The sequence below is a fragment of the Sorangium sp. So ce590 genome (assembly GCF_051521365.1).
Classification (GTDB): Bacteria; Myxococcota_A; Polyangia; order Polyangiales; family Polyangiaceae; genus Sorangium.
Genome location: NZ_CP150346.1, coordinates 8,273,917 through 8,289,306, shown reverse-complemented (window position 1 = coordinate 8,289,306; position 15,390 = coordinate 8,273,917). Strand labels below are relative to the sequence as shown.

General features: G+C 69.1%; 14 protein-coding genes and 1 other RNA gene. 10 read left to right on the top strand and 5 right to left on the bottom strand.

The features are described 5' to 3' along the window. Window positions 1–81 precede the first annotated feature (81 nt). The 9 genes from WMF28_RS31260 (at window position 82) to WMF28_RS31220 (ending at window position 8,782) form a co-directional block, all read left to right on the top strand. Complete coding sequence (locus WMF28_RS31260; protein WP_437597043.1) at window positions 82–939, top strand: ABC transporter permease; 858 nt, start codon at window positions 82–84, stop codon at window positions 937–939. A gap of 22 nt (window positions 940–961) precedes the next feature. Beyond that, window positions 962–1,744, top strand: coding sequence for an ABC transporter permease (locus tag WMF28_RS31255; protein WP_437597042.1), 783 nt, complete (start codon window positions 962–964; stop codon window positions 1,742–1,744). An 18-nt stretch (window positions 1,745–1,762) separates the two neighbouring features. Beyond that, a complete protein-coding gene (locus WMF28_RS31250; RefSeq protein WP_437597041.1) occupies window positions 1,763–2,530 on the top strand; it encodes an ABC transporter ATP-binding protein in 768 nt (255 codons plus the stop codon). Window positions 2,531–2,822: 292 nt separating this feature from the next. After that, window positions 2,823–3,974: a sigma-54 interaction domain-containing protein gene (locus WMF28_RS31245; protein WP_437597040.1), complete on the top strand. Its 1,152-nt coding sequence runs from the start codon at window positions 2,823–2,825 to the stop codon at window positions 3,972–3,974. Between the two features lie 23 nt (window positions 3,975–3,997). Further along, window positions 3,998–4,861, top strand: coding sequence for an ABC transporter ATP-binding protein (locus WMF28_RS31240; RefSeq protein WP_437597039.1), 864 nt, complete (start codon window positions 3,998–4,000; stop codon window positions 4,859–4,861). Then, entirely contained in the window at window positions 4,854–5,687 is an 834-nt protein-coding gene (locus WMF28_RS31235; protein WP_437597038.1) for an ABC transporter permease, read from the top strand. Before WMF28_RS31240 ends, WMF28_RS31235 begins: the two co-directional genes overlap by 8 nt. A gap of 73 nt (window positions 5,688–5,760) precedes the next feature. Then, a complete protein-coding gene (locus WMF28_RS31230; protein WP_437597037.1) occupies window positions 5,761–6,690 on the top strand; it encodes an aldo/keto reductase in 930 nt (309 codons plus the stop codon). Window positions 6,691–6,917: 227 nt separating this feature from the next. After that, window positions 6,918–7,733, top strand: a complete 816-nt coding sequence (locus WMF28_RS31225; RefSeq protein WP_437597035.1) for a class I SAM-dependent methyltransferase — start codon at window positions 6,918–6,920, stop codon at window positions 7,731–7,733. 86 nt (window positions 7,734–7,819) lie between these two features. Beyond that, window positions 7,820–8,782, top strand: coding sequence for a TauD/TfdA dioxygenase family protein (locus WMF28_RS31220; RefSeq protein WP_437597033.1), 963 nt, complete (start codon window positions 7,820–7,822; stop codon window positions 8,780–8,782). Window positions 8,783–8,868: 86 nt separating this feature from the next. Here WMF28_RS31220 and WMF28_RS31215 read toward each other — a convergent pair whose 3' ends face one another. Beyond that, entirely contained in the window at window positions 8,869–9,723 is an 855-nt protein-coding gene (locus tag WMF28_RS31215) for a hypothetical protein (RefSeq protein ID WP_437597032.1), read from the bottom strand. A gap of 492 nt (window positions 9,724–10,215) precedes the next feature. On the opposite strand from WMF28_RS31215, the gene WMF28_RS31210 reads away from it, so the two are divergent. After that, the gene (locus WMF28_RS31210) at window positions 10,216–11,109 is read left to right on the top strand and encodes a sulfurtransferase (RefSeq protein WP_437597031.1); all 894 of its coding nucleotides are present in this window, start codon (window positions 10,216–10,218) and stop codon (window positions 11,107–11,109) included. Here the strand turns inward: WMF28_RS31210 and WMF28_RS31205 are convergent. The 4 genes from WMF28_RS31205 to ssrA form a co-directional block, all read right to left on the bottom strand. Next, window positions 11,106–11,456, bottom strand: coding sequence for a DUF433 domain-containing protein (locus WMF28_RS31205; protein WP_437597030.1), 351 nt, complete (start codon window positions 11,454–11,456; stop codon window positions 11,106–11,108). The genes WMF28_RS31210 and WMF28_RS31205 overlap by 4 nt on opposite strands. Window positions 11,457–11,479: 23 nt before the next feature. After that, complete coding sequence (locus WMF28_RS31200; protein WP_437597029.1) at window positions 11,480–12,388, bottom strand: hypothetical protein; 909 nt, start codon at window positions 12,386–12,388, stop codon at window positions 11,480–11,482. Window positions 12,389–12,791: 403 nt separating this feature from the next. Then, on the bottom strand, window positions 12,792–13,583 hold the full coding sequence (locus WMF28_RS31195; RefSeq protein ID WP_437597028.1) for a hypothetical protein: 792 nt from the start codon (window positions 13,581–13,583) through the stop codon (window positions 12,792–12,794). Window positions 13,584–14,595: 1,012 nt separating this feature from the next. Beyond that, window positions 14,596–14,939: a transfer-messenger RNA gene (gene ssrA / locus WMF28_RS31190) on the bottom strand. Window positions 14,940–15,390 lie beyond the last annotated feature (451 nt).

Genomic DNA, 15,390 nt, shown 5'->3' with positions numbered 1-15,390 from the left:
CGCGCCTCAAAGCCGGATAGCCGAGCGCGACCGCCGCCGTGAGCCAGGCGGCGGTCGCGCTGTGAGAAAGGCACTCAAGAGATGACTCAGTCCACAGTTCACAGCGATCAGCCGGACATTGCGTACAACCTCGCGCCGTCGCGGGCGGCGCTCCCCGGCACGGCGGTCTCGCGGCTCGGGTCGAAGGCGGCGAGCGCGGCGCTCGGGCTCTGCCTCCCGGCGGCGCTCTTCGTCGCGTGGACCGTGGCGGCGGAGCGCGAGCTCGTCCCGCCGCAGATCCTCCCCGCGCCGGGCGTCGTCTGGGCGACCCTCGTCGATCTGGTGCGCACGGGGGACCTGCCCAGCAACATCGCCATCAGCCTTGGACGCGTGCTCGCCGGGTTCGCCGCGGGCAGCGCCGCCGGCCTGCTGCTCGGCGTCGGCATGGGGCTCTCGCGGCGCGTCGAGGACTACCTGCATCCGACGTTCAAGGCGCTCAGCCAGGTGCCCGTCCTCGGCTGGCTGCCGCTGCTCATGATGATCGTGGGCATCGGCGAGCCGCTCAAGCTCATCATCATCGCGCAGGCGAGCCTCATCCCGATCGCCCTGAACACGCTCCAGGGCATCCGCGGCGTGCCCCGCTCGTACTTCGAGGTCGCGCGGGTCTATCGGTTCTCGCGCGCGCAGCTGCTCCGCAAGGTGGTGCTCCCCTCGGCGGTCCCCTCGATCTTCGTCGGGATACGGTACGGGCTCACGCAAGCGTGGCTCGCGCTGGTGACCGTCGAGCTGCTCGCGTCGTCCGAGGGGCTCGGGTACCTGATCGTGTGGGGGCGGCAGCTCTTCCAGCTCGACCTGGTGCTCGCGTCCATCCTCGTCGTGGGCGTCGTCGGCCTCCTGCTCGACTCGGGGCTCGGGAAGATCGAGGCGCGCCTCCTCCACTGGCGGCGCGGGGCGGTGTGACCTCTCGCGAGGCGGTCCTATCATGAACTCAAAAGCTCACTTCTTCATCGGCGCGAGGGCGCGCCGGGGTCTGTCGCTCCCGATCGCCCTGCTCGCGGGCTGGACGCTCGCCTGCGCGTATGGCCTCGTCAACACCCACATCCTGGTCCCGCCGCAGGCGGTCTTCGCGGCCGCGAAGGCGCAGCTCGCGAGCGGCAGTCTCCTCGAGCACCTGCAGGCGAGCCTCGCCCGGGATCTCGCCGGGTTCACCCTGGGTACGACGGCCGGCCTCCTGGTCGGCGGCGCGATGGGGTTGTCGCGCCTCACCGACAGGCTGCTCGGCCCGAGCTTCCACGCCGCGAAGCAGGTGGCGCTGTTCGCGTGGATCCCGCTCATGTCCGTGTGGCTCGGGTCCGGCGAGGCCGCCAAGGTCGTCTTCATCGCGCTCGCGGCGTTCTATCCGGTTGTCGTGAACACCCACGAGGGTGTCCGGAGCGTCGGGTTGGAGCACATCGAGGTCGCCCGCGTGTTCAGGTTCTCGCGCTGGCAGGTCCTGCGCAAGGTCATCCTCCCGGCGGCCACGCCGTCGATCTTCGCGGGCGTGCAGCAGGCGCTCATCTACGCGTGGCTTGGCACCATCGGCGCCGAGTACCTGCTGGAGCCCGCTCCGGGGGTGGGCAACCTGATGACCGACGGACGCGAGCGGTTCGCCATGGACATCGTGCTGCTCGGGGTGATCGTGACGGGCCTCGTCGGGTTCGGGCTGAACACCGTCGCCTCGGTCGTGGAGAGCCGCCTGCTCCGCTGGCGCGTCCGCAGCGTGTGACAATTCAAGGAGTCGATCATGAGTGAGCCCGAAGTCATCAGCATTCGAGATGTGAGCAAGAAGTACGTCGTCAAGCACGAGGTGCTCCCGGTCCTGGACGGGCTGAACCTGACCATCGAGCCCGGCGAGTTCGTGAGCATCGTGGGCACGAGCGGGTGCGGCAAATCGACGCTCCTCAAGCTGGTCATCGGCCTCGACGACGACTACCAGGGCGAGATCCTCGTCGGCGGATCGCGCGTCCGGGGGACGAGCCTCGATCGAGGCATCGTGTTCCAGGAGCACCGGCTGTTCCCGTGGCTCACCATCGAGCAGAACGTGGCGCTCGGGCTGGAGAACTCGACGTGGTCGAGCGACGAGAAGGCGCGGGCCGTCGAGGAGCACATCGCCCTCGTGGGCCTGTCCGGCTTCGAGCGCGCCTATCCGCACCAGCTCTCCGGCGGGATGGCGCAGCGGGCGGCCATCGCCCGCGGGCTCGTCAACAGGCCGAGCATCCTGCTCCTCGACGAGCCGTTCGGCGCGCTCGACGCGCTCACGCGCACGAAGCTGCAGCAGGAGCTCCAGCGCATCTGGCAGCAGGAGGGGATCACCATGGTCCTCGTGACCCACGACGTGGAAGAGGCGGTGTTCCTGGGCGACAGGGTGGTCGTGCTCCAGCCGCGGCCGGGGCGCATCAAGCGCGTCGTCCCCGTCGGCGTCCCGCACCCGCGCGATCGGACGGACCACGCGCTGAAGACCCTCGCGGACGAGGTGCGCAGCTACATCCTCGAGACGCCGAGAGGCTCGTAGGAGCTCGGGCGAGGCAGGGAGCTCCCTGGCCTCGAGTGGCGCTCTTCCAGGTGGTCCTCCGCCGATCGCCGCACCTGCCGACAGTACCAGCATATTTCATTGTCAGTGTAATGCACGGCGCTGCGGTGCGTGGAGGTGAACGTCCACCGCTGGCAGCCGCCGTGCCGCGCCGGCCCCCGATTTTCCCGGCGGGCCGCGCAATCGCCTCACCGGTGCGAGTTGTCACTTGGCAAGATCGGTTCATCCGCTATAATGGATACGCATCCGTTGGTGAAGTACACGGCGAACGTCTATGACAATACCGCTGCTTGCACTCCCTCATGTCGGCTCCACTCCTCCATCGGTCCGCGCGAGGGCATTCGTCTTCGAGGATCCGCGATCGCGGGAGCTGCTCGAACGCATCCACCAGCTCGCGCCGAGCGACGCGACGCTGCTGATCACGGGCGAGACAGGGACGGGGAAGGAGATCGTCGCCCGCCATATTCATGAGCTGAGTCGCCGCAACAAGGAGCCCTTCGTCACGGTGAACTGCGGCGCATGGTCCGAATCGTTGATCGAGAGCGAGCTCTTCGGTCACGAGCGGGGCGCGTTCACCGGGGCGATCGGGGCCAAGGCGGGCTGGTTCGAGTCCGCGGACGGCGGCACGCTGTTCCTCGACGAGATCGGCGATCTGTCGCTGCCGCTGCAGGTGAAGCTGCTCCGGGTGCTGCAGGAGCGCGAGGTCGTGCGGCTCGGGTCGCGCCAGCCGATACCCATCGACGTGCGGCTCATCGCGGCGACCAACGTCAACCTGGAAGAGGCGGTGGTCGCGCGCAAGTTCCGCGAGGATCTGTTCTATCGATTGAACGTCGCGACGCTCGCGCTCTCGCCTTTGCGCGAGCGGCCCGGCGACATCCTCGCGCTCGCGCGTTACTTCCTCGACCTCTACACGAGCCGGCTCGGCTCCGGCGCCGTCACGCTCACGCGGGAGGCCGCGGAGCGCCTGGTGGAGCACCCCTGGCCTGGCAACATCCGCGAGCTGGAGAACGCGATCCATCACGCCCTCCTTGTGTGCCACGGCAGCCGGATCGCCGTGGCCGATCTGCGGCTCTCCACGCTCCAGCCGAAGACGCCGGCGCCGCCGCCCGGCAATGCGCAGCGGAGCTCGCTGGAGGACGCGCTGCTCGACCTCTTCGACCAGAATGTCCCGAACCTCTACGAGCACGTCGAGGAGACGATCATCCGCGCCGCCTACCAGTACTGCGAGCGCAACCAGCTCCAGACAGCGAGGTTGCTCGGCATCAGCCGGAACGTGGTGCGCGCTCGCCTCGCCCAGTTCGGCGAGCTCGCGCGGCGCTCGCGCTCGTGCACCCCCGCCCCTGGCGCAGCCGCGTGCGGGGCGGGCGGCCCTCTCAACCACTCCGGCAAGATCGAGACGGGCGCCCCCGCGAGCGCGCTTGGATGAGCTCAGCACAAGTAGGAGGAGGCATGAGCAACAAGATCGAGTTTCACAACGTGAGCAAGACGTTCGCCGTCAAGGGGCCGTCGGGGTCGAAGGAGGGCGCGCGGTTCACGGCGATCGAGGACCTCTGCCTCGACGTGCGGGCGGGCGAGCTGATGGTCCTCGTCGGGCCGAGCGGTTGCGGTAAATCGACGCTGATCGACCTGCTCGGCGGGCTGTCCAAGCCGAGCAGCGGGAAGCTCCTGCTCGACGGCAAGCCGATCACGGGCCCGGCCCTCGATCGGGGGATCGTGTTCCAGCAGTATGCGCTCTTCCCCTGGAGGACGGCGCTCGAGAACGTCGAGTTCGGCCTCGAGGCCAAGGGCGTCCCGGTGGGCCAGCGCCGGGACATCGCCCGCAGCTACCTGGATCTGGTGAGCCTCTCGGGCTTCGAGGATCGGCATCCACACGAGCTGTCGGGCGGCATGAAGCAGCGCGTGGCCATCGCCAGGAGCCTCGCCTACGACCCGGAGGTGCTGATGATGGATGAGCCGTTCGCGGCGCTCGACGCGCAGACGCGGGAGTCGCTGCAGGCCGAGCTGCTCCGTATCTGGGAGAAGTCGCGCAAGACGATCCTCTTCATCACGCACAGCATCGATGAGGCGGTGTTCCTCGGTCAGCGGGTCGCGGTCATGACCTCGCGGCCCGGCCGCGTGAAGCGGGTCATCGACATCCCGCAGGAGCTCCGGGGCTACGAGGACGCGCGGTCGACGCCGGAGTTCGGCCGGCTGCGCCACGAGATCTGGACGCTCCTGCGCGACGAGGTGCTCAGGGCAGAGGAACAGGAGCGGAGCAAGAAGCTCAAGCTCGCAGTGGAGAGCCGCGCCGTCGCGGTCGCGGTCAATGGCTAGCCTGGAACAATCGCTCGATCTGCGCGAAGAGGCGCAGCCGACGCGCCTCCTCTCCGACGTGGGGAGGTGGCTCGGCCGCGCCGTCGCCCGCTCCGGGATCCTGCTGCTCGTGGCCGCCATCTGGGAGACGGCGCCGCGGGTGGGCCTCGTGGAGCCGGCGTTCTTGCCGCCGCTCTCCGAGGTCCTGGCGACCGGGTGGCAGCTCCTCCAGAACGGGCAGCTCCTGAGTCACATCAAGGCGAGCCTGTCGCGCTCCCTGCTCGGCTTCACCCTCGCGATCGTGATGGGCGTGCCGCTCGGGCTCGCGATCGGGTGGTACAAGGGGGTGGCGGACGCCATCAACCCGCTGCTCGAGGTGCTGCGCAACACCGCGGCGCTCGCGCTCCTGCCGGTGTTCCTCCTCCTGCTCGGGATCGGCGAGGCCTCCAAGGTGTCGCTCGTGATCTACTCGTGCACGTGGCCGATCCTCCTCAACACGATCAGCGGCGTGCGCGGTGTCGATCCGCTGCTCATCAAGTCGGCGCGGACCATGGGTCTCTCGTCCATCCAGCTGTTCCGCAAGGTGATCCTGCCGGCGGCCGTCCCGACGATCTTCGTGGGCATCCGCCTCTCGGGCGCGTACTCCCTGCTCGTCCTCGTCGCGGCGGAGATGATCGGGGCCAAGGCGGGGCTCGGTTACCTCATCATCTACGCACAGTACAACTTCCAGATCCCGAGCATGTATGTCGGCATCCTGACGATCACGACGCTCGGACTGGCGTTCAATCACCTGCTCATGCGCGTCGAGCGGCGCTTCACGTCGTGGAAGGTCGCTCCGAAGGAGTGAGCCCGCGGCCGCGCGAGCGCCCCGCGTCGCGGCGCCATGGCGCTCACCCCCGCACACGGAAAGAGAGGACCACGTGAATCGCATCATCCTGGGTCGAACCGGCCTGGAGGTCAGCGTGCTCGGTCTGGGCGCCGGCGGCGACAGCCGGCTCGGCACCGGGCGCATCGCCGAGGCCGACTCGCTCCGGCTCGTCCATGCCGCCATCGAGCGGGGCGTGAACTTCATCGACACGGCGGAGGCGTACGGGACCGAGGCGCTCCTCGGGAAGGCGCTCCGCGAGGTGCCGCGCGAGCGCGTGGTGCTCTCGACGAAGAAGACGACGCGCCTCGATGCGCCGGTGCGGCCCGAGGACGTTGTCTCGTCGCTGCACGCGAGCCTGGAGCGGCTCGGCACGGACCACGTCGACGTCTATCACCTGCACGGCGTGCTCCCGCACCACTACGCCGACCTGCGCGAGCGGATCGTCCCTGTCCTCCTGCGCCTGCGCGAGCAGGGAAAAATCCGGTTCCTCGGCATCACGGAGGCGTTCGCCGCCGACCCGTCGCACGCGATGCTCGAGCAGGCGCTTCGAGACGACCTCTGGGACGTGGTGATGGTCGGGTTCAACCTCCTGAACCAGTCGGCGCGGACGAGCGTGTTCCCGCTGACGCGGGCGAAGAACGTCGGCACGCTGATCATGTTCGCGGTCCGGCGCGCGCTGAGCCGACCCGAGCGGCTGAGAGAGCTCCTCGCCGACCTGGCAGCGCGGGGCAAGGTGTCGCCCGAGCTCGCCGCCGAGGGGCTGGATGGCCTCCTGGAGGGGGAGCACATCGCCTCGCTGCCGGACGCGGCGTACCGCTTTTGCAGAGACGAGCCAGGCGCTCACGTGATCCTGTCGGGGACGAGCAGCGCGGCGCACCTGCTGGAGAACGCGCGATCGATCGACGCCCCGCCGCTGACGGCGAGGGCCCGCGAGCGCCTCATCGAGGCGTTTGCGCGGGTCGACGACGTGTCGGGTCATTGAGGGGAGGGGCCCGCGGCGGGCGAGATGCGGCCTGCGCAGCACGAGCTGCTGACCGCGTGCTCATACCGCAGCACCCGGCGCGCGAGACCCCGAAAGATCGCGCGGAGACGCCTGGCACGGCGCATGCGATAGCGGCGATGGCGAGGATGAGGACAGGGGCGAAGACGCGGAGCAGGGCGTCGCCCCGCCGTCAACGTCCGGAATAACCCCTTCACCTGGAGCATCCCATGAGCGGACTCAGTCTTTCCTTCGATACACCGCAGCTCGCCCAGCAATACGAGGTCCGCAGCGCCGAGCGGCAGTTCCTCCACGGCCAGCGGCTGATCGCCGAGCTCGGCGTCCGCGCGGGCGAGCACGTGCTCGACATCGGGAGCGGCACCGGGCTGCTCGCGGAGCACGTGGCGGGCCTGGTGGGGCCGACCGGCAAGGTGCTCGGGATCGACCCGCTCCCCCTGCGGATCGAGATCGCCCAGCGCAAGGCGCGGCCGAACCTGTCGTTCCAGGTCGGGAACGCCTATGCGCTCGGCGAGCTCCCGGCGGGCAGCTTCGATGTCGTGTACCTCAACGCCGTCTTTCACTGGCTCCCCGAGAAGGCGGAGCCGCTGAGGCAGATCCATCGCCTGCTCAAGCCGGGTGGCCGGCTCGGGATCACCACGGGCGCGAAGGACCAGCCGAACCGGCTGCAGAGCATCAAGAAGCAGGTGCTGTCGAGGGAGCCGTACGCCCGGTACCCGGAGGCCCAGGCCGGCACGCCCCACTGGGTCACGGCGCAGGAGCTCGCGGAGCTGCTCAGCGGCGCCGGCTTCACCGCGCAGAGGATCGAGGCGCAGGCGAACGTCCACCATCAGCCCGACGGCAACACCGCCATTGCGTTCTCGCAGGCGAGCTCGTTCGGCAACTTCCTCGGGCACCTGCCCGAGTCGCTGCGGAGCCAGGCCATCGAGGACATCAAGCGCGAGCTCGAGGCCTTCCGGACGCCCGAGGGCATCCGGCTCGAGGGAAAGAGGCTCTTCGCCATCGCGCACAAGCCCGCGTCGCACTGAGCCGGCCTGTCCGTCTGCCGACGGCCGTCCCGCGACGCCATCCCAGTTTGTCCATCGGCCGAATGGCCACGAGGAGAGAGAGACGCATGAGCGCCCAGGTCAATCCCACAAGCAATGTTCTCGAGATCGTGCCGGTCGCCGGCCGGATCGGCGCGGAGGTGCGCGGCGTGCGCCTCTCGGCCGATCTCGACGCCGCGACCGTCAGCGAGATCCGCAAGGCATGGCTCCGTTACAAGGTGATCTTCTTCCGGAACCAGCAGCACCTCGACGATGGAAGCCAGGAGTCGCTGACCGCGCTGTTCAGCGGCAAGCCGGTCGCGCACCCGACGGTCCCGGTCGTGCAGGGCACCGAGTTCATTCATGAGCTCGACTCGCGGTACGGCGGTCGCGCCAACTCCTGGCACACCGACGTGACGTTCGTCGACGCGTACCCGAAGGCATCGATCCTCCGGGCGCTCGTTGTCCCGCCGTACGGCGGCGACACGGTCTGGGCCAACACGGTGGCCGCGTACGAGGACCTCACGCCCGCGCTCCGCGAGCTCGCCGACAAGCTGTGGGCGGTCCATAGCAACCAGTACGACTACCAGGCGCGAAAGCCGAAGTCCTCGGCGGAGGACGTGCGTCGCTATCACGAGGTGTTCACGTCGACCGTCTACGAGACCGAGCACCCCGTGGTGCGCGTCCACCCGGAGACCGGGGAGCGCTCGCTGGTGCTCGGGCACTTCGTGAAGAACCTCGTCGGCGTCTCGTCCCATGACTCCGCGCACCTCTTCCAGGTGCTCCAGGAGCACGTGACGCGCCTCGAGAACACCGTGCGGTGGCGCTGGGCCGTTGGCGACGTGGCGGTCTGGGACAACCGCGCCACGCAGCACTATGCGATCAACGATTACGGCGACCAGCACCGCGTGGTGCGCCGGGTGACGGTGGACGGGGACGTGCCCGTCAGCGTCGACGGTCGGCGCAGCGCCACGCGCAGCAAGGCGCCGCGCGCTTCCTCGACGAAGCGCGAGGGCGTCGGCGCCTCGGCGGCGGCCTCGGCCGAGGCCTGATTTCCCTGTTGTTCGGCTTGGCGGTTCGTGCCGATGGGCAGGCCCGGATGATGGCGCGGCCAAGTCGTCGGCCTCTCCGGCGCCGCTCACCCGATCTGCGGCACCCCGCGGCGCCAGTACGTGTGAAACTCAGAGCAGTCGCGAAACCAGCCTAGTCTCATGTCGTGGTCGGTCTCGTTCGCGAACCATTTGCGGTTGAGCGGTCCGAACGCCCCCTTGACCTCGTCGAGCGAGCCGCGAGCGACCAGCTGCAGCACGGCTCGAATCTCCGCGAAAAACAGCGCCGCGTCCCATCGGTCTCTGAGCCTCGCGGGGCGCTTCGTGTCGTCTTCGAAGACGCCGGCGATCCACTCCCTCATGGTGTAGTGACCGAGGAACGCCTGATAGAGCATACTCGCGCCGCCGACCTTGAGCAGCACGAACGCATGACCCCAGGAGGGCATCGCCTCCCCGATCGAGATATCCAATCTGAAGACGCCGTCTCCCAGCTCCCAGGCTCGCTCGAACCCTTCCCAGTCGTCCCGGCGCCCATCACGCATGCTCGGACCATCTTCTCCGGTGAGCACCTCGAACGCCGCCCTAGCGTTCCCCGAGCACTGGTCTCCAGAGATGGTGTTGCTCCTCTGCAACATGGCGTCGGCATCAGCGATGGCCCGCAGGTCGGCGAGCGACGGACCGATGGCCACGTTTCCCAGCGGCACATAGGCACGGGCTGGCCGGAACCGATCGGTGCAACTGCCGAACATGGCGTCGAGGATCCACCACCGCTGAGCCACGGCGGGCGCCGGCGCCGTCCGGCCGGCCGGTGCGCCCGCCGCGCGCCGTTGCTGAGCCACCGCGGCGGCGTGTGGTGGCCGCTGCTGGCTCACCGTGGCGGGGTGCGGCGCCTTCGGCTGCACCACCGTCGCCGGGTGAGGCGGCAGCCCCTTGCGTTGCGCCACGGTCGCCGGGTGCGGCGGGCGCGCGCCCTCCCCCCGGCCGTCTCCGCCGCCTCGTGTGCCATTGCTCACCGGCGAGCTCCAACCATCGTCGCGTAACGCTGCCGGGCGGCGCCCCCTCGGGCCAAGTTCCCTTCTCCCTCCCCCCTCCCGCAGCCCGGGCGAGCATCGGGAGCGGGGGAGGGCGGAGCGCGCTCTCATGGGATGGCGAGATGGCGGCGGCGCCCCTCTCTCGGCCCGACAAGCCCGCTCGCCGCCGGAGAGCGCCACACCGCCGCGACCGATCAGGGTCTGATAGCCGAGAGGGAGCCGCTCGATGAGCTCATCCGCGCGGGCGGCTCTCGTCCGGATACGGCCGATGCGGCAAGCGCGGCGTCGGGCTCGTCCTCTGCGCCGCGCCGGCGCGGAACGCCGGTTGCTCTCCGCAGGTCCACCATGAAGAGCGCATCCCGAAGAGCCACCCTGATCGCGGCTGCCCTCGGTCTGTCCGGCTGCGTGACCCGCGCTGAGGCCCTGGAGACCAGCGCCAGCGCGCCCCAGCCAGGAGCGAGCCTCCTCCGGTCGCCGGCCTGGGTCGCGGCGCACCTGGATGATCCGAGCGTCGTCGTGATCCACGCCGACCGCGATCGCCGCACGTACGACCGGGAGCACATCCCCGGCGCGCGCTTCCTGTCGGTCGACGCCCTGGCGGTCGATCGGGACGTCCCCAACGAGCTGCCTCCGCTCGCGGACGTGAAGGCCGCCTTCGAGCGCGCCGGGGTCGTCGATGGCTCCCAGGTGGTGCTCTACGGCGGGATGGACGGCCTCGCGCCCGCGCGCGCGTTCTTCGCGCTCGATGTCATCGGGCATGGCCATCGGGCCGCCCTGCTCGACGGGAGTCTCGGTGCCTGGCGGGCCGAGGGTCATCCCATCTCGTCGGAGGCCGCGGAGCCTCGGCCGGGCACGCTGACGAGCAAGCCGGAGCCCGAGCGCGTCGTGGACGCGGACTGGGTGGCTGCCCACCTCGACGATCCCGGCGTGGTGCTCGTGGACGCGCGCCCGCCAGACGAGTCTGGAGCCGACGCGAGCACCTGCCCGTCGAGCGCGGGCCGGCGCGGCGGGCGCGGGACACCTGAGGCGACGGCGGAGGGGCGCAGATCCTCTCGCCTCATGGAGCGCCCGCTCAACCGGGCGGTGCTCCTCGCCAGCGGCGTGCCTGCGCGCGACCGCGCCGACGTCGAGCAGCAGGTGCTCATCGGCGCCTGGGACTCGGTGAGGTGCGGCCTCTACAGCCCGGACCCGCGGGAGGACCCGAGCGGTGCGCTTAAGCTCGGACCCGGCATCCGCCCTGCCGGCCTGGTGCCCGCCGTGGAACTCCGACTCTGCGAGGACGTCTCCGTATCCAGCTAGCTCGGTCGATCCGGTGGCACTGGAAGATCGGCGAACCGGGCCATCTCGGCGCCGTAGGCGATACAGGCGAGCACGTCGGCTTCCTCGATCCCGTACTCGTCCATCACCTCCTTGACGGACAGGCCGCTGGCGAGGAAGTCGAGCACGAGCGACACCCAGATCCGGTGCCCGCGGATGCAGGCCCGGCCGAAGCAGACGGTGCTGCTCGGCCAGCTCGCGGAAGGCATGCGGGCGGCGCTCGCCGCGGGCGACGTCAAGGCGGCGCGCATCGCCCACGAGACGATCGGGCGGCTGCTCGGTGCGCCCTCGAGCGCATCCCGGTGCACGTGCACGCGCTCCGACGTCACGCTCCCTGACCGAGGACCCTCGTTCAGCGGAAGGCGAAGCGGTCGACCGTGATCCTGTAGCTGAGCTGTTCGCCGCGCTCGATGCGGCCACCGAGCGATATGTTGTGCTCCTCGCCGCTCGTCGCCACGTACTTCGCGTCGGCCGCCACGAACGTGCACGCACCCTCGATCGGCTGCGGGCGCTCGAAGAGGCAGCCGTAGCCGTCCTCGGCGACGGGGCGACAGATGCGGGTGTCGATCTTCAGCGCCTCGACCTCCTCGCGCGAAAACAGGCGCTCTTCGTAGGTGATCTTCATGGGCTTCTCGCAGCGAACGTAGATGGGCAGGTACTGGTGCTGCGCGTCCCGGTACACGACGCCGTCTTTGATCTCCTCGCGCGTGCCCGCGGCCACGTCCAGATAGCCCTTCAGGCGGACCGGCGCCTCGACCGCGGCGGGGAGCCCCTCAGCGGGCATCGCCTCGGCGCGCGGGTGATCGCCGGCGTAGACGAGGACGTTGAGGAAGCGTTGCCGCGCGCCGTCCCCGGCGGGGTCGAAGATCTCGCCGACCGCGTCGCATCGTGCGGCCTGCTCGGCGGAGCGGCTCTCCATGTTGTCCCCGCTCGACTCGAACCCGAGCTCGTAGACGCCGACGCTCGCTCCCCAGCCATTGTCGTTCTTGGACGCGGCCAGGCCGGCGGCGTCGTTGTTTGGGGCGATCCAGAGGTTGTTGGTGGTGAGCGCGGAGACGTGCGTCAGCGAGCGAACGAGGTAGCCGTTGTCACCGCAGCCGCGCCCGATCTGTTCATAGGTGGTGTCTACCTCCGCCGGAGTCGACGGGGTTGCCGGCGCCGCGGTGGGCTCGGCGATCGTGTCGCCGTCCGATCCGCCGCAGCCCGCGACGAAGATGAAAGGAGCCCCCACGAGAACCAGCGAACGAAAGTAGTTACTCATGACGGCAGTGGGAGCAAAGCTCGTACCTCCCCGATTCATGCGGACTTTCCGCCCAAATCGCGGCGCGAGACGCGACGCGTGAACGGGGCGCCACACCTCGGCCGCTTGCGACGCGGCCGGCGTCATCAACCTCGCCGCCGAGCGCACCCGGCGCGGCGGGTAGCCCCGGCTGGGCCCGCGCTCGCGGCGAGCGACGTCGAGGCGGCGCGCATCGCCCACGAGACCATCGGGCGGCTGCTCGCTGAAGCAGAGACAAGGAGGTCGAGCACTCCGGCGCGTAAGCGGTCTAACGACCTGGCGGTCAGCCGCGGGGTGCCGTGCCGGCCGGAGGCCGGCACAGGTGCCCCGTCGGACTGCAGCGCCTTGTTGGCCGCTCCCTGCCCATCGACGTATCGTGTGATGCTCACTCGCCCCCCAACTCGTCGGCATCGATCGTGTGGCGCAGACGAGCGAGACGGTCCGAGAGTTCGGCGTGAAACGGCCCCTCCGCGACAGCGGTCAGCTCCTTCAGCATCTGATACTTCGCGAGCCCGGGTTGCTGCTCGTACCTATGCAGGATGCCGAGAAACTCGGTGAGTGCCTGTTCCGTGTGGCCCGCTTGCAGCAAACACCATGCACGCTGCTCCCGAAGCAGGTCGTTGCGCCATGTCTTCGGGCCGACCAGGAACGATGGGTCGACTTCCGAGTAGGCCTGCGCGGCCTCGGGCCACCTCCGTAGATCGTGTAGGCAGTGCGCGCGGTAGAGCCGGGCCCAGCCAAAGCTCGGATCGCAAGCGACCGCCGTCTCGAAGCTGGCGAGCGCCGACAGCATCGAACCGTGCTCAAACGAGTATTCCATCATCCCGAGGGCGTAGTGTGCAGCCGCGTCATTCGGTCGGAGTTCGATGGCCCGTGCAGCCGCCGCTCGGCCCACCTGAATCATTCTGCGGCGAGCTTCGGGCCGATTATCGATGCAAGATGCGCAGAGCTCAGCCGTGATGGCTCTGGAGACTTGGATCTCTGCGTCATCCGGATCGAGCGCCACTCCAGCCGCAAAGATCCGCTCCAAGGCAAGCCAACCTCGTGGCTGCTCGGGCGCGCTCAATTGGTCTTCGAGCGCGATGGCCAGTTTTCGGAGCCGCTCCGCCGGCGGAAGATTGATATGGGTCGTTTCGCGGAGGTACGCGGTGAGATCCAATGTATCGAGTTCGTCCACTCCGAGCCTGTCCCATCCGCGCTCGTCGATCCAGGTCTTGAGTTGCTCGTACGGGTCCGATACGGGCAGTCGAGCCCGATCATGACGATGGCGCAGCTTGGCCCGCCACCGAGGCCGATCCTGTCCCTCTCTGGCTCGAGTGTTTCCAGTTCCCATAGCATCCGACGCCTCTACGTCCGCCGGCCCAACGTCGCAATCAGTTGCGTCTCAGGGCCTAGCGGCGGGTTATATCATGTAGGCGGCGAGGCGCCGCGGCCAATCTCCGTATTCCCGCGAATAGGTCGCGACGCTCCGCGGCATATCTGCGTGTTCCCGTGAATAGGCAGCGACTTCCGCGACCTATCTGCGCATCTCCGACGATAGGCCGCCGCTGCGGAGACCCGGCGAGGGCGGGCATCGGCAACCCCGCGGATCCTGCTACCTGGTGGGGCGAGGGCGGCGTCGCGGTCGAGACACTCCAGGGTCGCCAAGCACGATGGTTTCCCGTTGGGGCGTTCTGTGGAGGGTACGGGCGGCGTCGTCATGCTTGGAGTCCAGAACGTTCGCGAAGATTGACGACGAGACGACCGTTCCACTGACATCGCGGCGATTGCCGCCAAGCCTTTGCTCCGGCAAAGGCGCCGCACATCCGGCGGTATCTTTGTGGTCCTCGTTGCTGCTCCAGCTACCCCCCATGGCCGCCCCACGCTGCGAGGCCGCCGGAGATGCCGTCCGGTGTCAACATGGGACCGCTCGTGCCCCCGGCAGGGTGAGACCAGGCCGGCGCTGCAGGGGGCAGCCGCGCCTGCTCGCTCGGCCTCGCTGGCGGGATCCGGCGTCGCAGACTCGGACCCGGGGTCGGCCCCGCCGGATGGGCGCCGGCCATGGAGCTCCGATCCCTCCGTACCCCCCGCGTCACCCGCCGCGTCCGCGGTCGGTGGTCACACCTACATCCGGCAGCGTAGTAATCCAGCGTCGCCGAAATTTATCAGATCATACGCAAAAAAAAGACACGGTTCTCACCGTGTCTTTTTAGTGGAGGCGCCGGGAATCGAACCCGGGTCCGCAAGGCATCCAGTCTACCTTCGTTCACGTGCGTAGTCGCCTTACGCTGACGACGGCGTTCGTAGATTCGGCTACGACCTATCCCTCACTGAATCTCGGTCGCGTTATCGAGGGCATCCTCACGCGGCCCAGCCCTGTGGTTGACACCCTTGGAGTACTAGGACGACCTTCTCTTCGGATGGCTTAGCGGTTCTTAGGCCGCAACAGCGTATGCGTTGTCGTTCGCAATTGTACGTCCCGCTTGATAGGCGGAGCAGGAGCCGCCAGCACGCAGACAGACCTTCAGTCCCCACGTCGAAGCCGATCGCCCCCTCGTGGTTCGTTCAGACGGACCAAACATTGCTAGAAACTGCGCTGCCGTCAACCCCTCCGCGCCCCTCGGCGTCAGATCGCTCTGCCGCTGAGCGCGCTTCCCGTCTGCCGTCCGCCGTCCGCCATCCGCCGTCCACCGTCGATCCGCGGTTCTCCGGTTCTGCCGGCTCGGTCCGGGCGCGTCCAGCCGGCACGGCTCGTTCTGGCCTGCGTTTTTGCCTGCGTCCCGGCTCCACCGTGCTCCCCGTCCGCTCCCCGGCGAGCTGCTCGCGCGTGCCTCCGGTCGCACCCGCCGCTCCCCGACTCCGGTCGCTCCCCCCACGCCGGTCGCACCCGCCGCTCCCCGACCCCGGTCCGCTTCCCCCACGCCGGTCGCACCCGCCGCTCCCTCCCACGCCGGCCGCCCCCCGCTTTTTCCTGCCGACGTCGCCTGCCTGCCTGCTGCTCTCGA

Coding starts and splice junctions, on each gene's coding strand:
- WMF28_RS31200 (WP_437597029.1), bottom strand. CDS start 12,388: ATGAGTAACTACTTTCGTTCGCTGGTTCTCGTGGGGGCTCCTTTCATC.
- WMF28_RS31250 (WP_437597041.1), top strand. CDS start 1,763: ATGAGTGAGCCCGAAGTCATCAGCATTCGAGATGTGAGCAAGAAGTAC.
- WMF28_RS31260 (WP_437597043.1), top strand. CDS start 82: ATGACTCAGTCCACAGTTCACAGCGATCAGCCGGACATTGCGTACAAC.
- WMF28_RS31255 (WP_437597042.1), top strand. CDS start 962: ATGAACTCAAAAGCTCACTTCTTCATCGGCGCGAGGGCGCGCCGGGGT.
- WMF28_RS31220 (WP_437597033.1), top strand. CDS start 7,820: ATGAGCGCCCAGGTCAATCCCACAAGCAATGTTCTCGAGATCGTGCCG.
- WMF28_RS31240 (WP_437597039.1), top strand. CDS start 3,998: ATGAGCAACAAGATCGAGTTTCACAACGTGAGCAAGACGTTCGCCGTC.
- WMF28_RS31245 (WP_437597040.1), top strand. CDS start 2,823: ATGACAATACCGCTGCTTGCACTCCCTCATGTCGGCTCCACTCCTCCA.
- WMF28_RS31235 (WP_437597038.1), top strand. CDS start 4,854: ATGGCTAGCCTGGAACAATCGCTCGATCTGCGCGAAGAGGCGCAGCCG.
- WMF28_RS31225 (WP_437597035.1), top strand. CDS start 6,918: ATGAGCGGACTCAGTCTTTCCTTCGATACACCGCAGCTCGCCCAGCAA.